A 21,488-nucleotide genomic window follows, 5' to 3' on the forward strand; every position below is an offset into this window, starting at 1 on the left:
TGACCCGTAATAAAAACAAAAATATCAAGGTGATATATTGCTATCACCTTGATATTTAATATAAAACTACGTTCAATATATAAATATACTTTTAGATACTTTGAGCAAACACTGCTCTAAAATCTCAATATAGCTGTACTTTACCCATTTTCCCCTCACCGCGTTCAGTTAAATACTGCATTACTGGTGTTTTTAGTAATTTCGTTTCAGCAACGGTTTTCGCTTGCTCTAAACGTTTCTTCTGTCGGCGCTCTGGGGTTTTATCTTCGGTCTGCATGATACTACTATCAATTTTCAAGTCAATGTCAGCTTGCGTAAATTGCTGTTGTAACTTAGCTGCCAATTGCTGAAAAGTGACCTGCAAATGCTTACTATCAACACTGGTCAAAAACGTGGCTTTGCCATTGCATTGACCAGTCATTGTACCTTGCCGTGCTAGTGCTAGCTCATCTTGTGCCAATACCTCGCTTTCACGAGCCTTCTGTAACCAGTAGTCCCACTTTTCTGGGTTCCACTCGCCGGTCAGCTCTTGAGGTGGACAACGCAGCAACGTACGTGGATCTTGATCAGAGTGGGCTGTTAACTGAGAATCATTTGCGCCAGGCTCAACAACAGGTTCAGGCTCAACAACAGGTTCAGGCTCAACAACAGGTTCAGGCTCAACAACAGGTTCAGGCTCAACAACAGGTTCAGGCTCAACAACAGGTTCAGGCTCAACAACAGGTTCAGGCATAGCACTAGCCGTTGACTGTGCTAAATTGTCATTATCATCAATACCGCTTTGCAGCTCATCGTGACTTGGTGTCTGATAATCAACACTATAAAGCTCTGGCGGCGGTGCTGACGCTTCATGTGCAATAGCATCTGGAGCTGATACCGAAGAAACTGGCTCTATAGCTGGTACTTTTGTAGCAGACCCATCGCTATCATAAGTATTGCTCAAGACTTCATCGACTGGCAATGGACGAAACGCTAGTAATCGTAAGATGCACATCTCAAGCGCTTGCATCGGTGTACTTGCAAGCTTGACACCTTCACGGGCTTGTACAACAATCTCATAATACAGCTGCAAGACATCAGGACTGATATGCTGAGCTAGCGTATAAATATCTTTTGCTTGCGCCTCATTAACATTAAGAGCGACCTCAGGCAACAGCTGAGTCAATGCCAACTGATGTAACAGTTCAGCAAGCCCGTCAAACATACTAGTCGCATCGACCATTTGCGCACGCATTTGCTCAATATGAGCAGCAACCGCAGACTTATCATGATTATAAATATCTGTGATTAGACGCACTAAGTCAGCAGCATCAATAAGACCAAGCATTGCATTAACAGTCGCATCATCTAGTGCGCCTTGACCAAAAGCAATGGCTTGATCAGTCAATGATAAAGCATCACGTACAGAACCTTTGGCTGCACTTGCCAACTGCCAAATCGCTGGCTGAGTATAGCCTACCTGCTCTTTGGCCAAGATATTTGCCAAATGCTCGCTAAGTAACGTTTGAGGTAATGGTCGCAGAACGAACTGCAAGCAGCGCGAAATAATCGTAATTGGTAGCTTTTGTGGATCAGTCGTCGCTAATAAAAACTTCACATGTTCAGGTGGCTCTTCTAGCGTTTTTAACAGCGCGTTAAAGCTGTGCGTAGACAGCATATGTACTTCATCAATCAGATAGACCTTGTAGCGCCCTTGGCTTGGCGCATAAGGCACGTTGTCTAACAGCTCACGCGTATCTTCGACCTTGGTACGCGAAGCGGCATCAATCTCAATAAGATCAATGAAACGCCCCTGATCAATAGCAACGCAATTATCACATACGCCGCAAGGAGTGCTGGTAATACCTGTATCACAGTTCAAGCATTTAGATAAAATACGCGCAATCGTTGTCTTACCCACACCGCGCGTACCTGTAAACAGATAGGCATGATGCAAACGATTGTAATCAATCGCATTAATCAGCGCTTGAGACACATGCGTCTGCCCAATCAACTCGTGAAAGTTTTTTGGTCGGTATTTGCGAGCTAAAACTTGATATTGCTGCGTCATAATAAATGCCAATGTAAATAATACAAATATAAAGGGAGCGTCAAACTAATGAATCATACTATGTTTTGGTTATAACTGAGCTTGAAGTTGGGCCAGCCGGTCATATAAGCGCTGAGTACTTTCATCAATCAATGAGCCTGCTTGATGAAATATATCTAGATAAACCTCAGTATTTACGCTGTCTTCGCACGGCCTAAACTCTACGCCCAGTAAAAACAAATTGTCCATCACTGGCTCTTGTAACTGGACATTGATATCTGACAATAAATCTTTATAAGAGAGCCGAACATTCTCTGCGCCTAGCGAACTGCTATCGTCTTGCGCATAAAACACCATGAGATAATGGCGTCCAAATACATGATAAGAATGCTCATGACGGATATATCCATTCCAGCGCGATTCTTGATCCATGGTTCTATAAGCTAAGATTTTCTCTACTAGACATGCATAGGTATACATTGACTCATCTACCAAAATATCAACCTGATCATTTGGTAAAGGTCTACCCGCTTCATAATAACGCTCAAGAACACTGTTAAACAGCTTGAACCACATCCGAGTATTTTTTTGCATCTCAGCCATTAAGGCATCGGCATACACAGTCTGATTCGGCTCTGCTGCTTTGAGTAAGCGTAATTCAACTTGCTCAATTAACTCGTTATCGATTAGCTGCTCTTGCACCCTAATCGCTCTTTGATGAAAGTCAGGTGATTGTAGAAACTGTTTAAGCAATGTCGATTCGTTTTGAAATGATGCAAAACTAGACAGTTGACGACGATGGAAGTCCAAAAAGGTTGTTAAATCACTTGGCGTCACCAACTGATTAAGGATATCAACGAAGTTTTGATGACTAAAGACTTGTAAGATACTTTGCTCATCATCTAAGTCTAAAACACAGTCTTCTGCAAAAAACCGACTGCCATATTCGTAGCCAACTGCATAAGATGAATGGCCCGATTGATCGTCTTGATGATTGATAGACAATGACGTTAAGCCAATAAAATAAACTGCTTTATCAGTTGTCGCGGCACTTCTATCTGCAATTAGGCTATCGTTTTTTTGATAAATCTGAGCGTGGCGTTTGATAAGTTGGTTAACAACTTCTTTTCTCCACTCACGAACTTTAGCATTATCCACTTCTTGCTTATTTGCCTGCATCACGACGGTATTGACGAGCAAATAAATAGTAGCGCCAGAAAACTCAAAAACAAAATCATAACCCTGAAAATGATCAGAGTCAGTGATTTTGTCATCAGGCAACTCATACAACGATAAAAAACATTGCTGAATCATTTTTTGCCATGGCACATGTGATGCTTGCTGAATATCCATAATACCTCTATAAACGATATTTCACAAAAAAGCTTATACCCATTCTGTGAAAATGAGCAGAAGCTTTTTATGCTAAGTTAAGTATCAGTTTGGATTTACAGCAAGCAAATCCACCTTAGCTGTCTTGTTTGCGGCGCATGTGCGGGAACAAGATCACATCACGGATACTAGCAGAGTCAGTAAATAGCATTACTAGACGGTCAATACCAATACCCTCACCGGCTGTCGGTGGCAGACCATAAGACAATGCTTCGATATACTCTTCATCGAAATGCATGGCTTCATCATCGCCAGCGTCTTTTTCAGCAACCTGACCACGGAAACGCTCAGCTTGGTCTGCTGGATCATTAAGCTCACTGAAGCCATTGGCCAACTCACGACCACCAACGAACAGCTCAAAACGATCGGTAATCTCAGGATTGTCATCACTACGGCGCGCTAGTGGTGAGGTCTCAGCTGGGTACTCAGTGATGAACGTTGGCTGACGTAATTGATGCTCAGCTGTTTCTTCAAAGATAATCGTCTGTAGTTTACCCACACCAAACACATCTTTGACTTGTTGCTTAAGTGTCGTAGATGCATATTCTGCTAGGTATTCACGATCATTGATGCGCGCCATGTCAAAGTTTTCAGCATATTTTGCAATCGCATCAGACATTGATAGACGAGCAAATGGTGCTTTTAGGCTAATGGCTTCTTCTTGATAAGTAAGCTCCGTTGTGCCCAACACATCTATTGCTAACTGATTAAACAGACGCTCAGTCAAATCCATCAAGTCATGATAATCAGCATATGCTTGATAGAACTCAATCATAGTGAATTCAGGGTTATGGCGGGTTGAAACCCCTTCATTACGGAAACTACGGTTAATCTCAAACACGCGCTCAAACCCGCCAACGACCAGACGCTTAAGATAAAGCTCAGGCGCGATACGTAGGTATAAAGGCATGTCTAATGCATTATGATGTGTCTCAAACGGACGAGCTACTGCGCCGCCTGGTATCGGATGCATCATTGGCGTTTCGACTTCCATAAAACGCTCATTAAGCATAAATTGACGAATACCACTAACGATCTGACTACGAACCATAAAGGTATTGCGAGTCGTCTCATTGGTCATCAAATCAAGATGACGATTGCGATAGCGCGCTTCTACATCAGCCAAGCCATGGAACTTATTCGGCATTGGACGTAGTGATTTGGTCAATAGCGTAATTTCTTCAATATGCACATACAAATCGCCTTTACCTGAGCGACCGATATAGCCTGATACACCAACGATGTCACCCAAATCTAGTGATTTGATGCTCGCACGCGTTTCCTCATCAAGCTCTTTACGTGCTACATATAGCTGAATACGGCCTGTCATGTCTTGAATCACGATGAACGAACCACGGTTGAGCATGACTCGACCCGCCACGTTGACCTGTGTTTTTTCACCATTCGCTGCTTTTTCTTCAATTTCCTGCTTTGAGATACCATCAAAAGCCGTCTGTAAGTCTTGCGCATAATCAGTGCGTTTGAACGTATTAGGATACGGCTGTTTACCTGAAGCACTGATATCATCTAGCTTGGCTTGCAGTTGTGCGATTAGCTCGTTAGCATCTTCTACGACTGGGGTTTGATCTTGGTTCTGATTATTGTGCTTTGACATAACACTCTCAATATTTTTAGGTAATTAAATGGATAAACGAAAACAGAAAAATTAAATCAATACTTATTATTATAAGAACAGACATGGTGATAAAAACGATAAAACTATTAGTACTTTTACAGACTAACTACTAGTCATTGCCACCGATACTGGCCATCAAATCAGCCTGATGCTCACGTAATAGTGCATCAAGAATCTCGTCCAAGTCGCCTTCCATAATGGAATCAAGCTTGTATAAGGTAAGGTTGATACGATGATCAGTCATGCGGCCTTGTGGAAAATTATAGGTACGGATACGCTCTGAGCGATCACCACTACCGACCAAGTCACGACGTATAGAATCCGCCACATCGACCTGTGCTTGTACTTTGGCTTGTTGGATTTTAGAGACCAACATTTTCATAGCATGCGCACGGTTTTTGTGTTGGCTACGCTCTTGCTGACACTCTACCACGGTACCCGTTGGAATATGCGTCAAACGTACAGCAGAGTCAGTCGTGTTCACATGCTGACCACCCGCGCCACTTGAGCGGAAAGTATCCATTTTGATATCAGCAGGATTGATATCGACGGTATCATCAATCTCAACTTCTGGCATGACCGCAACCGTACAAGCTGATGTGTGAACACGACCTTGGCTCTCGGTTTCAGGGACACGCTGTACACGGTGAGCGCCCGATTCAAACTTTAAGCGACCATATACACTATTGCCAGATACGCGAGTGATGATTTCTTTATAGCCACCATGCTCACCTTCATTTGCAGAGAGCACTTCTAGCGTCCAGCCCTGGCTCTGCGCATATTTTTGGTACATGCGGAACAAGTCACCAGAGAAAATCGCTGCTTCATCGCCGCCTGTCCCGGCACGAATCTCCAAAAACGCTGGCACTTTATCGTTAGGATCTTTTGGTAGCATCATCAGATTGAGTGCTTCTTCCATCTCTACGATGGTATCACGCGCACTCTCAATCTCATCGATCATCATCTCTTTCATGTCAGGATCTGTTGCATCAGCTAGCATCGCTTCTGCATCGGCCTGATCCGTTTCTGCACCCACGTAGTTTTGCCACAGTGTCGTGATCTCCATCAAGTCGCTGTGCTCAACAGACAATTCGCGGAACTTATTATTATCACTGATGACACTAGGATCTGATAATAAAGCGGTGACCTCTTCATAACGGTCTACCATCTGGTCTAAACGCAGGCGTAAGGATTCTTTCATAAAAGGACTTTTAATTGGATAAGAGGAATAAGCCCGTGATTATAGCAAATTTTTTGGGGTAAATTAAAACCTCTAATAATTCTTGTTGATATTGTCGGTAATCTCGATGCTATCTTCTCAAACATCTCTGTTTATATTTAGATGTCACAGCTTAATTTCAATAGCAAAAACAACAGACAAAAAAATAGCTAAGAAGACTCTTAGCTATTTTTATCAGGGCAAATAGTTAAAGTATTAGACCTTGCGAACTAAGACCGATCCAATAGAGTAACCTGCACCAAATGAGCAAATAACGCCCAAATCACCTGATACTAAGTCATCTTTGTGGCGATGGAATACAATCATAGGACTCGCTGAGCTGGTATTGGCAAATTCAGCAATAACACTTGGAGCAATCGACTTATCGGCATCTTTACCAACCACGGTACGCAGAATCAAATCCAACATATTGGCATTGGCTTGATGCAACCACATCATCTTAACATCAGATGTTGGGATGTCGTTTTCTTGCAAGTGCTCAGTGATGATCTCTGACACTTTTGGACAGACTTCACGGAATACTTTACGACCGTTTTGCAAAAACAGCTTGTCAGTGACCGGTGCTTTGATATCTGGATACATTTCAGTCTGCGCTGCTAGATACTCTGAGCGATCCATAAAGCCGTATTCGTTTTTGATGTTGGTCGAAAACTGAGTAAATAGCTTAGAGTTTAGAATCTCGTAACCTTTTGGCGTATCTAATTCTTCAACGATAGAAGCGGTCGCTACATCACCGAAGATAAAGTGGCTGTCACGGTTACGCCAGTTTAGATGCGCTGAGGTAATCTCAACGTTGACCACAGCAATACGCTTGGCCAAACCAGAGATGATAGAACCATGTGCTTGTGACAGACCAAAAGTCGCCGCACTACACGCAACGTTCATATCATAAGCAAAGCCGCCAATCATACCAATTTCGTTTTGGATTTCGATAGCAACTGCAGGATAAGTACGCTGGAAGTTTGAGCAAGCAAGGATGATACCGTCTAAGTCATTGGCCTCAAGTCCAGCATCAGCCAAGGCATCTCTAAGTGCTGCTGCGCCCATTTCAGCCATGACCGACAGCTCTTCACCCAAGTTACGGTAAGGAATAACTGGCGCCATAATTTCAGTATTTAAGATACCTTCTTTTTCCATCACATAACGTGATTTAATACCAGATACTTTTTCGATAAACGCAGCTGAAGAAGGCTCAAGTGCCGTCACTGTCTCTGCAGCTATCTCTTCAGCATGTTCGGTATTATAGTTTTCAACATACTGGTTAAATGACTCAACTAGCTCTTCGTTACTAATGCTGTAAGGTGGGATATAAAGACCAGTGCCTGTGATACAAGTCGTCATGATAAGCTTCCTTGTCTACTACTGTGGTGCTTGGAATAAGCATAAAAGTGGAAAAATAATAGCCATTCAAATTCAGTGAATAACTGTAAACTTAAAATCAGTGTGTTTATTATGCCTGAATATTATAATTTTTCTAATACTTTGTTACAAATAATCTGTTTCTTGCCATAAATTAGCAAAGACTGCCGTCCTTTTTCGATAGCTACGTTATAATTAGCATCATTTATTCTGTACTATTCATCGAACTATTTTAATAATTCAGAATATTGATACGCGCTCATATTTAGGAATACTAATGGCAGAACTTCTCAACTGGTTATTTGGTCAATACGCTGACTACTCTACAATATTCATCATTCTTGAACTGATTGCCGTTGTCTTTGGCGTAGCAAGTGTCTTACTCGCCAGCAAAACCAATATCCTAGTCTTCCCTATTGGTCTGGTCAGCACTGCTATATTTGTGTACCTACTGTGGAAGTGGCAGCTGTTTGGCGATATGTTCATCAATGCTTACTATACCGTGATGAGCTTGTATGGCTGGATTAACTGGTCAAAGAACAAGAAAAACCATTCTGTTGAGCACAAGCAGTCAAATGCCAATAATGTCCGTATTGAACATTTACATGCAGGTGACATCCCGATACTTTCTGCTTTGGCAGCGGGAACGATAGCTTTTGTAGGCTTGGTTTATTATTTCCGTCCAGTAATTAATAATGGCTTTAGTTTCGATGGTGCGGTACTTGGAATCCATCTATTTACTTGGGTCGATTATACTGACATGCTCACTACGGCTTTGTTTTTGATGGCGATGTGGCTCATGGCACGGCGCAAGATTGAGCATTGGATACTCTGGATCATCGCTGATGCGATATCGGTACCACTATACTTTTATAAAGGTTTTACTTTTACCGCGCTACAATATGTAGTCTTCACTCTTATCGCAATCTGGGCATACTATGAATGGCAACGACGCTACCGTGTACAACCTCGAGCAGCATACGCCTAAATCTGTCATCAACGTCGCGGTTTTAGGGGCAGAAAGTACGGGTAAGACGACCTTATGTCGTGATTTGGCCGCGCATTTTGATGCTCCTTGGGTGTCAGAATATATGCGTACCTACTTACAGGCAAAATGGGACGACGAGCAGCTGACTTGTACGTGGGAGGACCTGCTCCCTATCGCACAGGGGCAAATTACACTAGAAAATACCCTAGCCAAACAGGTCGCTCAGACGTCTGATGCTAGTCATTATTTGTTTTGCGATACCAGTCTGTTTGAACTAATGGTTTATTCTTATTGGTATTATGGCGCCTGCCCTGTGGCCCTTGAGCAAGCAGCGTTGGCGCATCACTATGATTTAATATTATTGACTGATGTTGATACGCCATGGGTCGCCGATGACCTGCGAGACAGTCCGCATCAACGCGATGAGATAAGCAACTATTTTGCCAGTCAATTAAGCAAGCATCAAAAACCATTTCAACGCATTAGTGGCGATAGAAAAGCGCGCATTCAGAAAGTAGTAGCGAAGCTCGCTAATATAGACAACATATTGCCTGACTAAAGCTAAATAGCTATACCCAAAAACTTATTCATATTTGTGTCTTTAAGACTTTCTTGTCTTTAAAACTTAAGAGATACCCATGCTAAAGAAGTTTGAGCTTTATTTAGAAAAAACCATATTTAATAGCCGCTGGATACTGGCACCTTTTTATCTAGGATTAGTGCTAGGCATTATTTTATTATTTATTAAGTTTGTCCAAAAACTATGGCACATGTTTGCTGACATTCTGACGGCCTCTGAAGCCAGTGTGATTGTAAATATATTGGTATTGGTTGATATCTCTCTAGTTGCTAGTTTACTGCTTATCATTATATTCAGTGGCTATGAGATTTTTGTTTCAAAAATCGATACTGGCACTCATGATGATCGACCTAGTTGGATGGGTAAAGTAGACTTTTCTGGTCTAAAGCTCAAAGTCATTGGAGCGATCGTTGCTATCTCAGCGATTGACCTTTTAAAATCCTTTATGGATATATCTAGCGGAATGAGTGAACTTGATGCTGACAAACTCATGTGGAAAGTTATTATTCATATGACCTTTGTATTGTCTGGCTTGTTATTCGCTATCATGGATAAAGTCGTTGGCGACACGAAAAAGCATTAAGCACATTAATAATCGAAAAATAATTATCCGAATATATCGACTTTCGCCCTTTCACAGTTATTCCATATTTCTTGCACATCTTCTCTTCATGCCCTTTCTATGATGTCTTTTAAAGCCACAGTCTGCTATCTCGGCAGCTGTGGATTCAAGATACTTAGGAGGCGACAACATGCAAAAAACATTATTGACTAAGTTATCCATCATTGTAGGACTGTGTATTGTCTTTTCAATCGGGCTCACTATGATTAGTAATATCATATACGAGAGGCAATACTACGCAGAGTCAGTGATAAAAGAAATCAGCGAGCAGCATGTCAATCCACAAGAAGTGATTAACCCATTTATCGCTATTCCCATGACAGTCACACCGGCATGTCAGTCAGATGCAACAGGTACACCAAACATAAAGAGCAAATGCGAACCGTCATACTCGAAGATTGAGACGATATTTGCCTCTCAGACGCAAGCTGCACAAGACCTAAAAGTAAACACAGACACCTATAAACGCGGTATTTATAGCGCTACTAGCTATGATGGTCAGCTGACATTCGATCAGAGTTATACCTTTGCTGAGACTTTAGAAAATTTAGATCAGATTGGCAATACAATCGACAATGATACAGATAAGACACAGCTAGCCAAAACCATTACCCACTGGAATAAAGCAAAATTGATCATTCCCGTGTCTGACTTACGCGGTGTCGCTACCTTGCCTACTGTCACAATCAATCAAAAATCAATTGCAGCAAACTATCCGCAGATACCAATGATAGAGAACTTAACCTATGTCGAAGTAGATATTCCTAAAGACGTATTGGAGCAATTAAGCAATCTTACTAGCCAGCAGAATAAAGATAGCTTGGCTACCACAGGCTCAATAAATACAGATCTAAATAAATCAGAGGTGAGTAGCCAATTATCCAGCCCTAAAGACAATCAAGCGCTTCATATTGTGATCGACTTGCCATTAGCTGGCATTAGTAATGTAACGACTGTCCCAACTGGGCAGAACTTTACTCTATCTATGCATAGTGATTGGCAGACACCAAATTTCATCGGTAAAGCATTACCAAATACCAAGAGCATTACCGCTGGAGGATTTGATGCCAGTTGGCAAAATCAGTATTTGACCGTCGCCAATAACCAATACCTCTCTCAGTGCATCAGCGCACCTAACCATCACTGTACTATCATGAGTGAATCAATGCTCAATACCGATTTTGAGTCATCGAGAGGTCAGACGGCAGACAGCACGACAGTGGCTGGCAGCAATCAAAGTGTTCTGCTGAACAGCTTTGGGGTTAGTTTTGCGAGCCCAAATGATGTCTATCTACAAACCGAACGAGCCATGAAGTATGCTCTGCTATTAATCTTAGTATCGTTTGGCACTTTCTTTTTGTTTGAAGTGCTCAAATCAAGTCGGATCCACCCTATTCAGTATCTGCTAGTCGGTTGTGCGCTATTTGTTTTTTATGTCTTATTACTACCGCTGGCTGAGCAGATAGTATTTTGGAAAGCATATACTGTAGCGGCTAGCGCCTGTATAGGGCTTATTGGCTGGTATAGCTACTATGTATTTGGCGGTTTAAAACGGGCAGTCATCTTTACCGCAACACTTGCTGGACTATATGCTGCATTTTTTGGGATTTTAAGTACAGAGGACCTAAATCTATTACTGGGTGCGCTATTCTGCTTTGTGATACTTGCCTGCGTGATGGTGATGACTCGCAAACTTGACTGGTATAAAGTTACTTAAATAAAGTCACGTAAATTATGCAAGCCACTTAACCCATATTATTTATGAAACCAGTCAGACAAACTGTCAGTAAATGAGAGATTTTTATCTGATAATTTAAAAGCAGCACTTGGCTGCCTTAGCCTATCAATTGAGCTAAGTCAGCCAAGTGCTTATATTATTTGACTATCTCATTGTTTAACGCTTTAGCCCAGTTATTGCAATTATCCTCGCAGCGCGGGCAACACTGATTGGGGTCAGTGATTTCATCGACGTAACCACAATACATACAAGCATAATTAACCCCTGCTTCTACTTGCTCGACTGGTCGGTATTGCTTGGGGAAAAGCGGCATCCCGTAGTCTGTTTTTTCAGAGGTGTGCAATAAAATACTAAAATTGCCATCAGCTTCGAGCAAACCGACACGAACTTGTCCTAAATGCTCAACCCCTTGTTGGCGCATTTCAGCAAAAAACTCATCGTGTGACATTTCCCCCTGTTTAATCTTATCAAGCACCAACATGCCATCTTCTACAATATACATTGAGCGCCCCTCTAGCAGGTCCTCAAAAGGCTGGAATTTCATCATCGCCCAAGTACACAGCCTATAGAGTGAAATGACTGTACCCATGATTAATACCGCTTGGATAATGGGCAGGTCTTCGGTGAACATAGGATCACCTGCAATAGAGCCCAACGACAAAATAATGGTTAGCTCAAAAATAGAGAGCTGACGGACACCGCGCTTACCAGTGAATCGTAAAAATGTGATAATTAATACAAACATTACAGTGACACGTATTAAAATTTCTACGGCAAACAACCAAGTTGTGTCATAAATAAAAATACTTGCCCAATCCATACTATCTTTTCCTATTTATTTATCTAATTTATTGTGTTTAATGAGTGTTGTTCTAACAGTTCGTTTGATGCGGCGCACATCATCCCTATTTTTAGACCTTATCGTCAATACAACTATCGTTATTCTGATTTAAAAGAGACTTTTTTCCATAAGTACGACAAAATATCCTGTCCTGTGAGACAGCTATAGATTAGATTGATAAGTTATCAATCTATTATCTTTGCTAGAGAAAACGATCGTTATAACAGCGTATCTTAAGACCTAAAACTAAAATCCTATGTTTGTCTGTTTTGTGCCATTTATTCATTGTAGGAATTACTTTTGAAAGCCACTATTTATACCATTATTGCGTTAATCGCCTTTGCCGCAAACTCCCTGTTTTGCCGAATGGCATTGGCAGAAGGCTATATTGACGCTTGGAGTTTTACAATCATCAGGCTAGTAAGTGCGGCGGCCTGTCTAGGCCTTATCATGGCTGTACATGCTTACAGAATGCGACGCCAAACGCCCAATCATGACAACTCTACTGTCCACGCTATATTAAATGACAAAGGCAGTTGGTTAAGTAGTCTCAGCTTGGTGATTTATGCGCTGTGCTTTTCAATTGCGTATGTAGAGCTGGATACTGGCACTGGGGCATTGATTTTGTTTTCAGCGGTTCAGCTGACGATGATTGGCTGGGGTATCTATAAAAAAGAACAGCTCAGCGCGCTACAATGGTTAGCGTTTGTCGTTGCAGTGGCGGGGTTTGTATATCTGATGTTGCCATCCGCTGCCATACCGTCACCATTGGCTGCAGCGTTAATGGCTATGAGCGGCATAGCTTGGGGAGTATATAGTATACGCGGCAAATCATGTGTCTCACCGCTGCGAGCGACAGGGTTTAATTTTGTGCGTAGTTTAGTCGCTGTGCCTATACTACTACTGGTAGGTATGACGTATCTAGATGACTTAGGTTTGAAAAATATCAATTTGGATGGTATTACCATTGAAGGTGTACTACTCGCCTGTGCATCCGGAGCGATCGCCTCAGGGTTGGGCTATAGTATCTGGTATACAGCGATGCCACTATTGAAAAACACACAAGCCGCTATCGTTCAGCTATGTGTCCCTGTGATTGCTGCGTTGCTAGGTGTGATATTTTTATCTGAGCAGTTAACTATGCCCTTTATTATCGCAAGTACGGTCATTTTGGGCGCGGTCTTGGTGTTTACCTTAAATAAAAAAGTACCGGTATAAAATAATGCTATTAACAACCTATCATTAGCTAAACTGCTCAGAAAAAGTTCCAGCTTATGATTCTACCAGACAACATAAAACGCCCCGACTCTTATAAATCGAGGCGTTTTATATTCGAGTTATTATTTTAATATTGCTAGTCTACGGTCAACAGTCGTTGAACAACAGCATTTAAGCAACAGTAACTTCTAGACGAGTATCGACATTGCCGCGAGTGGCGTTAGAGTATGGACATACCTGATGCGTGGCTTCGATCAACTGCTGCGCCTGCGCTTCATCAATACCTGATACTTCTACAGATAACTCTATCTCTAAGTTATAGCTACCGTCAGCTTTCATACCGATACCCACTTGCGCAGAAGTTTTTGAAGCGGTAACAGGCAATTTCATGTGCTGTGCTATCATGCTCAAAGCGCTATCAAAACAAGCCGCGTAACCCATGGCAAAAAGCTGTTCTGGATTCACGCCTTCTTTGTCTTGCTCTTGAAAAGACACCAAGTCAAATCCCAACGAACCATCGTCTAATCCAGTATGGCCAGAACGTCCACCAGTAGCGGTTGCGCGTGTTTTATAGAATATTTTCATGAGTAATTATTCCTTGTTTCATATTATTAGAGGTCGTACTTACGCTGTTGCGATGAGATTATTATAGAATCCTCTGAACTCATACGTTAGAACAAATCTCTATAACTCTTGCCTAATCCTACAAATATTTATACTATCAGACAATCTTATAAAATAAGCACTCGTGATGAATCAAACGACTATTGACCAACTTTTAGCAGTACTACCTAGAAATAAAACCCTTAAATCTGCTGTTTCAGGCTTGTTCTTTTACTGCGCGGACAAACCAAGCAAAGCCGTAAGCTATATTCAAGAGCCAAGTATTTGTATTGTACTGCAAGGTGAACGAGAGATTTACTTGGGTGCTGACTGTCAAAGGTTTGACAATAGTAACTTGATGTTCTGTCCCGTTAATATACCGCTAAGTATGCATATTAAACACGCTTCGATAAAAAACCCTGTCATTGTTTTATCAATGAAATTAGATTTAGCTATGATTAGAGACGTCTTATCACAAATACCCACGACACAACCAATGACAGGTAGTCATTTAGGGATAAAGTGGCACTTAGATGACACCATAATGGACGCATTTGAGCGATTGATACGCTTGCTTGATTATCCAAACGATATTAATTTTCTGTCTTCTTTAATTCAACAAGAAATATACTATCGCCTACTCTTGGCTGAACAAGGCAACAAACTTAAGCAATTGGTCGTTAGCGGTAGCCATACACACCGCATTGCCCAAGCGACTGACTGGATAAAGGCACATCTGGATGAACCTATCATGGTTGAGAGCTTGGCTAGTAGATGCGGCATGAGTGTCTCAGGGTTTCATCAGCACTTTAAAGAAATAACCCAGCTGAGTCCGCTACAGTATCAAAAAAGCTTACGTTTAATGGAAGCTAGGCGCTTAATTAAGATGCATGGGACGCAAATATCACAAGTAGCAATGCAAGTAGGCTACGAAAGCCCTAGTCAGTTCAGCCGAGAATATAAGCGATTTTTTGGTGTGAGCCCGAGTAATGAGTTGTAATTATAATCTTACTTTTTAATAGAATAAATTTAATTTGCTTAGGCTATTTTCTATTATATCTATGGAGTTCTTCCTTAAAAAAACATCATTTTTAAATTGAATGATTCATGAAGTATTTTAAATAAATAGAAAAATTGGTTGACGTGACCATATATTCGTATTATAACATATTGTATATATTTAAAATAATGAATGTATAGGAGCAGCTTTACTCTGTGTACGATCGATGTAAAGCGATCAATAGAAAGCTTAGGGAGGAGATAACATGATTCGTTTAAGCTACACTCTCAAATGCTGGGCACTTGGCATCACGTTTTTTACAGTGTTCTACTTTATGGTAGTCATGAGTGACCCTGGCTTTAGTAAGTACATTTATATGTTAGCTTTCAGCACTTTGCTATTCCCTATTGCTAAGCGTGCAGTCGATGTCATGACCGATTTTTTCGCACCAGATATTGAATTGTTCAATGGATTGTTACCATCACTTTTGATTAATATTGTGATTTGGATACTTACTCCATTTATCGTCGCATTAACAGTGATTGCCTATGTACTTTATAGCATGGGTGTACTGACAGAAAAGATTAGCCATTAGATATTATACAAATAGAAAGGCTAGATTAGTGCTTGCTAACTTAAACTTTCTATTTGTGCATTAAAGTTCTAAACAAATACCTGATAAGATTTTTTATATCACGTCTCAATCCGCTCACTATATGTAATATGGATTTTTAAATGCTTACTTACTAACTTCATTTCCTCATATATTTCCCGTGTATGAGACTTTCTCTGTAATGTGTCTGAAGAGTTTTTTATAACGAGATAAGAAATCAAATTCAAACTACGGCAACCTTCAATAAGATTTGATTCGCTTGGCATTCTCAATATTTTTGCAAAAACACTATAAAGTAAAATAGCTTGTTTCTTTGCCAAAATCATTGAAGATAATCTTATAACTTCATTTTGTACATCCTTATTGACATTATCATTTATAAAGCCCGATTGTTCTCGAAGAAATAGAGATGAAACTTCTCCAAGTGTTTCTTTTAACCCTACTATGGGTTCTAAAATCAACTTTAAAATAAACTGACCTATGACAAAAATTGTGACACCTGCAATTATAGTTAGAAACATTTTATAAACCTCACAATTAAAGAGAATTATATACAACCTTCTAACTCACCTTATCCCACATCTTGCTTAGACGCTTGGGCGATACTGCCATACGAGTTTTCATAGGCTGGGCAAACAGTTGAATACGGTATTCCTCCACCATCCAGCGATACTCACTGATGGCTTCTTTGTCCGCACGTCCTGCTAGCCGTTCCATATGCAAGTCAAGAGCATAAACACCATCGAGGTCGGCGTCGAGATTGTGCTCCAGACGCTCTAGTCGAATCTGTAGCGCTTCAAGATAGCGTGGGTACTGTTGCCAGTGGCTGTAATCCATCCGATAAACAAAATCAGCCAAATGTAAATCTTCTAACTGATCTTCGATATCATCGATAGACTCACCAAATATTTCACGATCTAACATCAGCAACCCTTGGCGAATACGTTGCCAACGAGTATAGACATTCTTAAGCGTTTTGATAACGCTTTGACCAGTTAATAAGAAATTACTCACTACCACTTCGAGAGTCTGAGTATACTCCTCAGAGGTAAACGGTAGCTCCTCGCTCAATCCGACTGCAATATCATCGGCGCTTTCTGGTAAATTTTCAGAATGATCAAATAAGATATAGTGCTCTTCGAGAGCCGCGTCTAACGCAGCATCTATAACGATCGTTTTGAGTTTATCCATGTCGCCAAGTGGCGCAAATGCCAGTTTAAATATACTGTCGATTTGGCTCGTTAACTGCTTTTTCTTTGCACCCAGTTTGCCTTTGATTAAAGTCAGCACCCCGATACGATGTGCTTGAAGTGCTGCATTGACATCAGTGTATTGATGAATCGATACAGCTTCTCCCGCTTCATCAGCGACGAGCGCCGCAAACTGTTTCATTACCACACCTGCGCTATGATGATTTTTGCTAAAAGCAAAATGCTCAGGGAACTCAGTATGCACGCCTTGCTGCTCATTTACCGCTTGACTGGTTTCAGATGCATGACGAATCTGTAGGGTTTGCAGGTCACGGCCTTTTTCGATGATACGGTTTTTCTCATCGACCACGCAGATTTGTGGCTGCAAATAACGATCAATCGTAGATGGATTGAAGTTCTCTGGCATCACCGACATGATACCGCGACGATGCAGTGCCTGACACAGCTGCTTCAGCAATCCTTGTCCACCCTTCGGCTGCAATTCATCAAACAAACTGTCTGCAGTATTGGGTATCGGTACGATTTGGCGACGTATCTCTTTTGGTAGCGACTTGAGCAGCTGCAATACCAATTCATAGCGCCAACCGGGCACGCCCCACAGTAGCTCAATCGCGTCGAGCTGCGGTAATGCGGCAAGCGGCACACGTATGGTCACACCATCATCATCGCTGGCGGGATCAAAGATATAGCGGAGCGGCAGTTTTAAATCGCCCAACTTCCACACTTCTGGGAAGTCCCCTGTGGTCGGCGCTTGGCTATTAAGTACATCTTCATCGGTAAAGAATAGATGCTTGGCATCATGCTTTTCGACTTCTGCACGCCAATCCTCAAACGCTTTACGACTAGCGACATGCTCAGGGATTTTCTTATCATAGAACTGATAGAGCGTCTCTTCATCTACCAACAAATCACGGCGACGCAGCTTGTCTTCGATCCGCTCAACATGAGCAATCTTGTCCATGTTATGTTGCAAAAATGGTGCATTGCGACCAAAGTTACCAGTCACTAAGCCATCACGGATAAAGATCTCTCGTGACTCGACTAGATTTACTTGCTCATAGTTAGTCAGCTGCTTGCTGATAATGATCAAGCCAAATAGGCTAATCTGCGCGTAAGCTTTGACGCGTCCTGTTTTCTTGGACCAGTGTGGTTCGAAGTAATGATATTTCAGCAAATTACCTGCCGCTGAAATAATCCATTCTGGTTCGATTTTGGCAACGGTACGCATAAAGACTTGTGAAGTCTCCACCATCTCAAACGCCATCACCCAAGGTGGTATTTGTTTAAACACCGTGCTGGCTGGGAATATCTTGGCCTTTTGCTGACGCGCAGCCAAATACTCACCGCGGCTTTCAGTCTTATGCGCGATAATAGATAATAAACCCGTCAATAATGCTCTATGCAGATTGGCATATTTGACCGCTTTTAACTCTTCATCTTCGATCGCAGTCGGATCATTAACAGCCACATTTTTATCAGCAGCTTTTGACTCATTGACATCCGTTAATTTCAGCTCAGTGACCATTTGTACCAATTGACGGTGTGTCTGATGCCATTCACGTACACGCGGGAAGCTTAAATAGTTTTTCTTAGCAAACTGCTTACGCTGATTACCAGACAGTTTATTGCCGTCTTCGTCTTTTTCAAACAATGCCTTCCATAGGCTCAAATAAAATAAGAAGTCAGAGTCGTCTTGACGGAAAACAGCATGCTTTTGATCCGCTTGCGTACGTTTATTGGCAGGACGCTCGCGTGGATCCTGTACAGCAAGCGCGGCCACAACGATTAGCATTTCACGAATACAATCAAAGTCAGAACCAGCGACCAGCATACGTGCCAGCCTTGGATCGATTGGCATACGTGCCATTTTCTGACCAGTTGCTGTCAAGCGCAGGTGATCAAGCCCTTTTCTCGCTTTTGGCTTATTGGTTTTGTCCTGAGCAGCGACATCTTTCTTGGAAGTAATAGCGCCCAACTCATCTAGCAATTTATGACCATCAGTAACCAATCGGCTATCAGGCGGCTCAATGAACTCAAAGTCATCCACACTACCCAGACGTAGGTTGGCCATTTGTAGGATTACTGACGCTAAGTTAGTACGTAAAATCTCAGGCTCAGTAAACTCAGGGCGGCCACTAAAATCTTCTTCACTATAAAGACGAATACAAACACCTGGAGCAACACGGCCACAGCGACCTTTACGCTGATTAGCCGCTGCTTGGGAAATTGCTTCAATCGGTAAGCGCTGTACGCGCGAGCGATACGAGTAACGCGAAATCCGTGCAAAACCCAAGTCAATCACATATCGAATACCCGGTACGGTCAATGCAGTCTCAGCAACGTTGGTCGCGATAACAATACGGCGACCTCGACCCGATGGCTGAAAGATACGCTGCTGCTCTTCATAAGTCTGCCGTGCAAATAGTGGCAGTACTTCGGTATGGCGCGGGCCATGACGCTCAAGCACTTCTTGCGTTTCGCGAATCTCCGCTTCAGTCGCAGCAAATATCAAAATATCAGCTTGATCGGCGTGACCTTTACTCTGCGCATCGCTAAAGCACTCTTCGACAGCGGCAACCACAGCACGCGGCAGGTTCTCTTCAAAATCATCGTAGCTGTCATCTTCCGAGCTATTTACTGGCTCATCTGTCAACGGACGATAACGGACTTCTACTGGAAAGCTACGCCCTTCTACATTAAAAATAGGCGCAGGAACTTGCCGTTTAAGCTTATTGTCATAACGGCTGAAGTATTCACTAAAGCGCTTGGTATCAAGAGTCGCCGAGGTAATAATGACTTTTAAATCTGGGCGCTTGGGCAGCATCTTTTTGAGATAACCCATAATAAAATCGATGTTTAAGCTACGCTCATGCGCCTCATCGATAATAATCGTATCGTACTTACTCAAAAACCGATCATGACCCAACTCAGCGAGCAAAATACCATCCGTCATTAGCTTTACAATAGATTGCGCTGTCCCTTGCTCATTAAAGCGAATCTTAAAACTGACCGTATTACCTAATGGCTCACCCAGCTCTTCTGCGATACGGTTTGCTACACTACGAGCAGCCAATCGTCTTGGCTGTGTATGACCTATCTGCCCTGTAATACCGCGCCCTGCTAGCATTGCAAGCTTAGGCAACTGCGTCGTTTTACCAGAACCCGTCTCACCAGCAACGATAATGACTTGATTATCGATAATCGCTTGTACTAAGTCTTCTGCGCGTTGGCTAACAGGCAGATCCAGATTTAGCTTGGCAGGTAAATCACTTGGAATACTATCGATACGTGCCTGCACAGCTTCTTGAGAACGCGTTTTAATTTTTTCGTACTGAGCACGTTTCTTGGCGAGTACATCATCTGAATTATTCTTTTGCTCAGAATCATGATCAGATTTTTTATTTTTAGATACAGCAGCACGTGCCAGTTCTCGCTCAAGACGGCTTAAGTAATAGCTATCCTTGGCAAGTACTGGTAGATCCGCCAGTGGTACTGCTGGCTTCTTAGTATCTTGAGTTTCATTTACAGTAGATGCATCTGGATCGCTGTTTTTAGGAATATTGGGCTTAGAAGTATTGGGCATATTTGCTTAGGCTATTTATTATGTAGAAGTGGTTAGATTATGGGGGTAATTGGGGTATGATTCAAGTTAGTCGAGTCCTGATTGCTCTTGTATCAATAATGCTGAAACTATCACACATTACAGAACGTATCCGAACTTAAGTTATCCAGTAAGTTCATTTAATCAAGCATGTATTGGGTTACTTTTATAAAATTTAGATGAACCTATTATAGCGCCAATTTCTTTAAATTCTTGATGCTTAGATAGCCAACATATTCTTTGTCTTCGCAAGCATTCAGCTCATCTATATCACTGATAGGCTCAATCGAAAGTCGAACATTTGAGAGAAGATCATTTACGTTATATATGTCATCTATATCTACTGCAAACTTATCATCGATATGTGAGGCAGCATCAAAAGGTGATGTTTCATCTTTAAAAGTAAATTGCTTATAAAAATCACTGTTCTTCGCTTGTTTGATCGCGTCAGCTTGGTTAGGTGCAACGATGAGTAGCTTATAATGGAATTCTTCAAAACTGCCCTGCTGATAGCCACCTAGGTTGATAAAGAATAACTTTAAGTCAGCAGCAGCCGTTATTTGCTGACTTGGTTCAATTAACTTGATGGCATAACTACCCACTTTAGTAATTGCTCGATATGAATCAATATGCCATTTATTTTTTACTTCAGGCCAATGCTCATTGATATCTCCTATCAAGTCACTCACCTGAGGGGCCACACCAAAGAAAATATCGTGTTGCTCAATCAGACGACCTTTAGGACGACCGCCCAGTTGAACCATATATAGTGTTAGCATAAAACATTACCTTCTACATGTCTCTAGTGACAACGACT

The 21,488-nt window shown here is 41.8% G+C and carries 17 protein-coding genes; 7 read left to right on the forward strand and 10 right to left on the reverse strand.

What is annotated here, in order from left to right:
- Positions 1-124: 124 nt before the first annotated feature.
- From dnaX to AK824_RS07390, 5 genes are all read right to left on the reverse strand, one after another.
- Positions 125-2,050, reverse strand: coding sequence for a DNA polymerase III subunit gamma/tau (gene dnaX, locus AK824_RS07370; protein WP_057760294.1), 1,926 nt, complete (start codon positions 2,048-2,050; stop codon positions 125-127).
- A 69-nt stretch (positions 2,051-2,119) separates the two neighbouring features.
- On the reverse strand, positions 2,120-3,382 hold the full coding sequence (locus AK824_RS07375) for a hypothetical protein (protein WP_057760296.1): 1,263 nt from the start codon (positions 3,380-3,382) through the stop codon (positions 2,120-2,122).
- Between the two features lie 115 nt (positions 3,383-3,497).
- The gene (gene lysS, locus AK824_RS07380) at positions 3,498-5,036 is read right to left on the reverse strand and encodes a lysine--tRNA ligase (RefSeq protein WP_057760298.1); all 1,539 of its coding nucleotides are present in this window, start codon (positions 5,034-5,036) and stop codon (positions 3,498-3,500) included.
- A gap of 130 nt (positions 5,037-5,166) precedes the next feature.
- Complete coding sequence (prfA, locus tag AK824_RS07385; protein WP_057760300.1) at positions 5,167-6,258, reverse strand: peptide chain release factor 1; 1,092 nt, start codon at positions 6,256-6,258, stop codon at positions 5,167-5,169.
- Between the two features lie 234 nt (positions 6,259-6,492).
- Complete coding sequence (locus tag AK824_RS07390; protein ID WP_057760302.1) at positions 6,493-7,638, reverse strand: beta-ketoacyl-ACP synthase III; 1,146 nt, start codon at positions 7,636-7,638, stop codon at positions 6,493-6,495.
- A 295-nt stretch (positions 7,639-7,933) separates the two neighbouring features.
- Between AK824_RS07390 and pnuC the strand changes: the two genes are divergently transcribed.
- From pnuC to creD, 4 genes are all read left to right on the forward strand, one after another.
- Positions 7,934-8,644 (forward strand): nicotinamide riboside transporter PnuC, encoded by a 711-nt coding sequence (pnuC, locus tag AK824_RS07395; RefSeq protein WP_057760303.1) that lies wholly within the window; start codon positions 7,934-7,936, stop codon positions 8,642-8,644.
- Positions 8,616-9,203 carry an AAA family ATPase gene (locus AK824_RS07400; protein ID WP_264753476.1) on the forward strand — a complete coding sequence of 196 codons (588 nt, stop codon included), beginning with the start codon at positions 8,616-8,618 and terminating at the stop codon, positions 9,201-9,203. The genes pnuC and AK824_RS07400 overlap by 29 nt, the downstream gene beginning before the upstream one ends.
- A gap of 79 nt (positions 9,204-9,282) precedes the next feature.
- Positions 9,283-9,807: a TIGR00645 family protein gene (locus AK824_RS07405; protein ID WP_057760307.1), complete on the forward strand. Its 525-nt coding sequence runs from the start codon at positions 9,283-9,285 to the stop codon at positions 9,805-9,807.
- A gap of 169 nt (positions 9,808-9,976) precedes the next feature.
- Positions 9,977-11,563 carry a cell envelope integrity protein CreD gene (creD, locus tag AK824_RS07410; protein ID WP_057760310.1) on the forward strand — a complete coding sequence of 529 codons (1,587 nt, stop codon included), beginning with the start codon at positions 9,977-9,979 and terminating at the stop codon, positions 11,561-11,563.
- 157 nt (positions 11,564-11,720) lie between these two features.
- Here creD and AK824_RS07415 read toward each other — a convergent pair whose 3' ends face one another.
- Positions 11,721-12,404, reverse strand: a complete 684-nt coding sequence (locus tag AK824_RS07415; RefSeq protein ID WP_057760312.1) for a DUF421 domain-containing protein — start codon at positions 12,402-12,404, stop codon at positions 11,721-11,723.
- 321 nt (positions 12,405-12,725) lie between these two features.
- Here AK824_RS07415 and AK824_RS07420 point away from each other — a divergent pair, with 321 nt between their 5' ends.
- Positions 12,726-13,643, forward strand: coding sequence for a DMT family transporter (locus AK824_RS07420; protein ID WP_057760314.1), 918 nt, complete (start codon positions 12,726-12,728; stop codon positions 13,641-13,643).
- Between the two features lie 171 nt (positions 13,644-13,814).
- Here the strand turns inward: AK824_RS07420 and AK824_RS07425 are convergent, their stop codons facing one another.
- Positions 13,815-14,228, reverse strand: coding sequence for an organic hydroperoxide resistance protein (locus AK824_RS07425; RefSeq protein WP_057760316.1), 414 nt, complete (start codon positions 14,226-14,228; stop codon positions 13,815-13,817).
- A gap of 166 nt (positions 14,229-14,394) precedes the next feature.
- On the opposite strand from AK824_RS07425, the gene AK824_RS07430 reads away from it, so the two are divergent.
- Both AK824_RS07430 and AK824_RS07435 read left to right on the forward strand, forming a co-directional pair.
- On the forward strand, positions 14,395-15,246 hold the full coding sequence (locus AK824_RS07430) for an AraC family transcriptional regulator (protein ID WP_057760318.1): 852 nt from the start codon (positions 14,395-14,397) through the stop codon (positions 15,244-15,246).
- 265 nt (positions 15,247-15,511) lie between these two features.
- Positions 15,512-15,841, forward strand: a complete 330-nt coding sequence (locus AK824_RS07435) for a hypothetical protein (protein ID WP_057760319.1) — start codon at positions 15,512-15,514, stop codon at positions 15,839-15,841.
- Between the two features lie 98 nt (positions 15,842-15,939).
- Here AK824_RS07435 and AK824_RS07440 read toward each other — a convergent pair whose 3' ends face one another.
- The 3 genes from AK824_RS07440 to AK824_RS07450 all read right to left on the reverse strand — a co-directional run bounded on the left by AK824_RS07440 (position 15,940) and on the right by AK824_RS07450 (position 21,450).
- Positions 15,940-16,380, reverse strand: a complete 441-nt coding sequence (locus AK824_RS07440) for a hypothetical protein (RefSeq protein WP_057760321.1) — start codon at positions 16,378-16,380, stop codon at positions 15,940-15,942.
- Between the two features lie 40 nt (positions 16,381-16,420).
- A complete protein-coding gene (gene hrpA, locus AK824_RS07445) occupies positions 16,421-20,653 on the reverse strand; it encodes an ATP-dependent RNA helicase HrpA (protein WP_057760324.1) in 4,233 nt (1,410 codons plus the stop codon).
- A 206-nt stretch (positions 20,654-20,859) separates the two neighbouring features.
- Entirely contained in the window at positions 20,860-21,450 is a 591-nt protein-coding gene (locus tag AK824_RS07450) for a DUF1543 domain-containing protein (RefSeq protein WP_057760326.1), read from the reverse strand.
- Positions 21,451-21,488 lie beyond the last annotated feature (38 nt).

Origin of the sequence: Psychrobacter sp. P11G3 (genome assembly GCF_001435845.1) — a bacterium.
In the GTDB taxonomy this organism is placed as follows: Bacteria; Pseudomonadota; Gammaproteobacteria; order Pseudomonadales; family Moraxellaceae; genus Psychrobacter.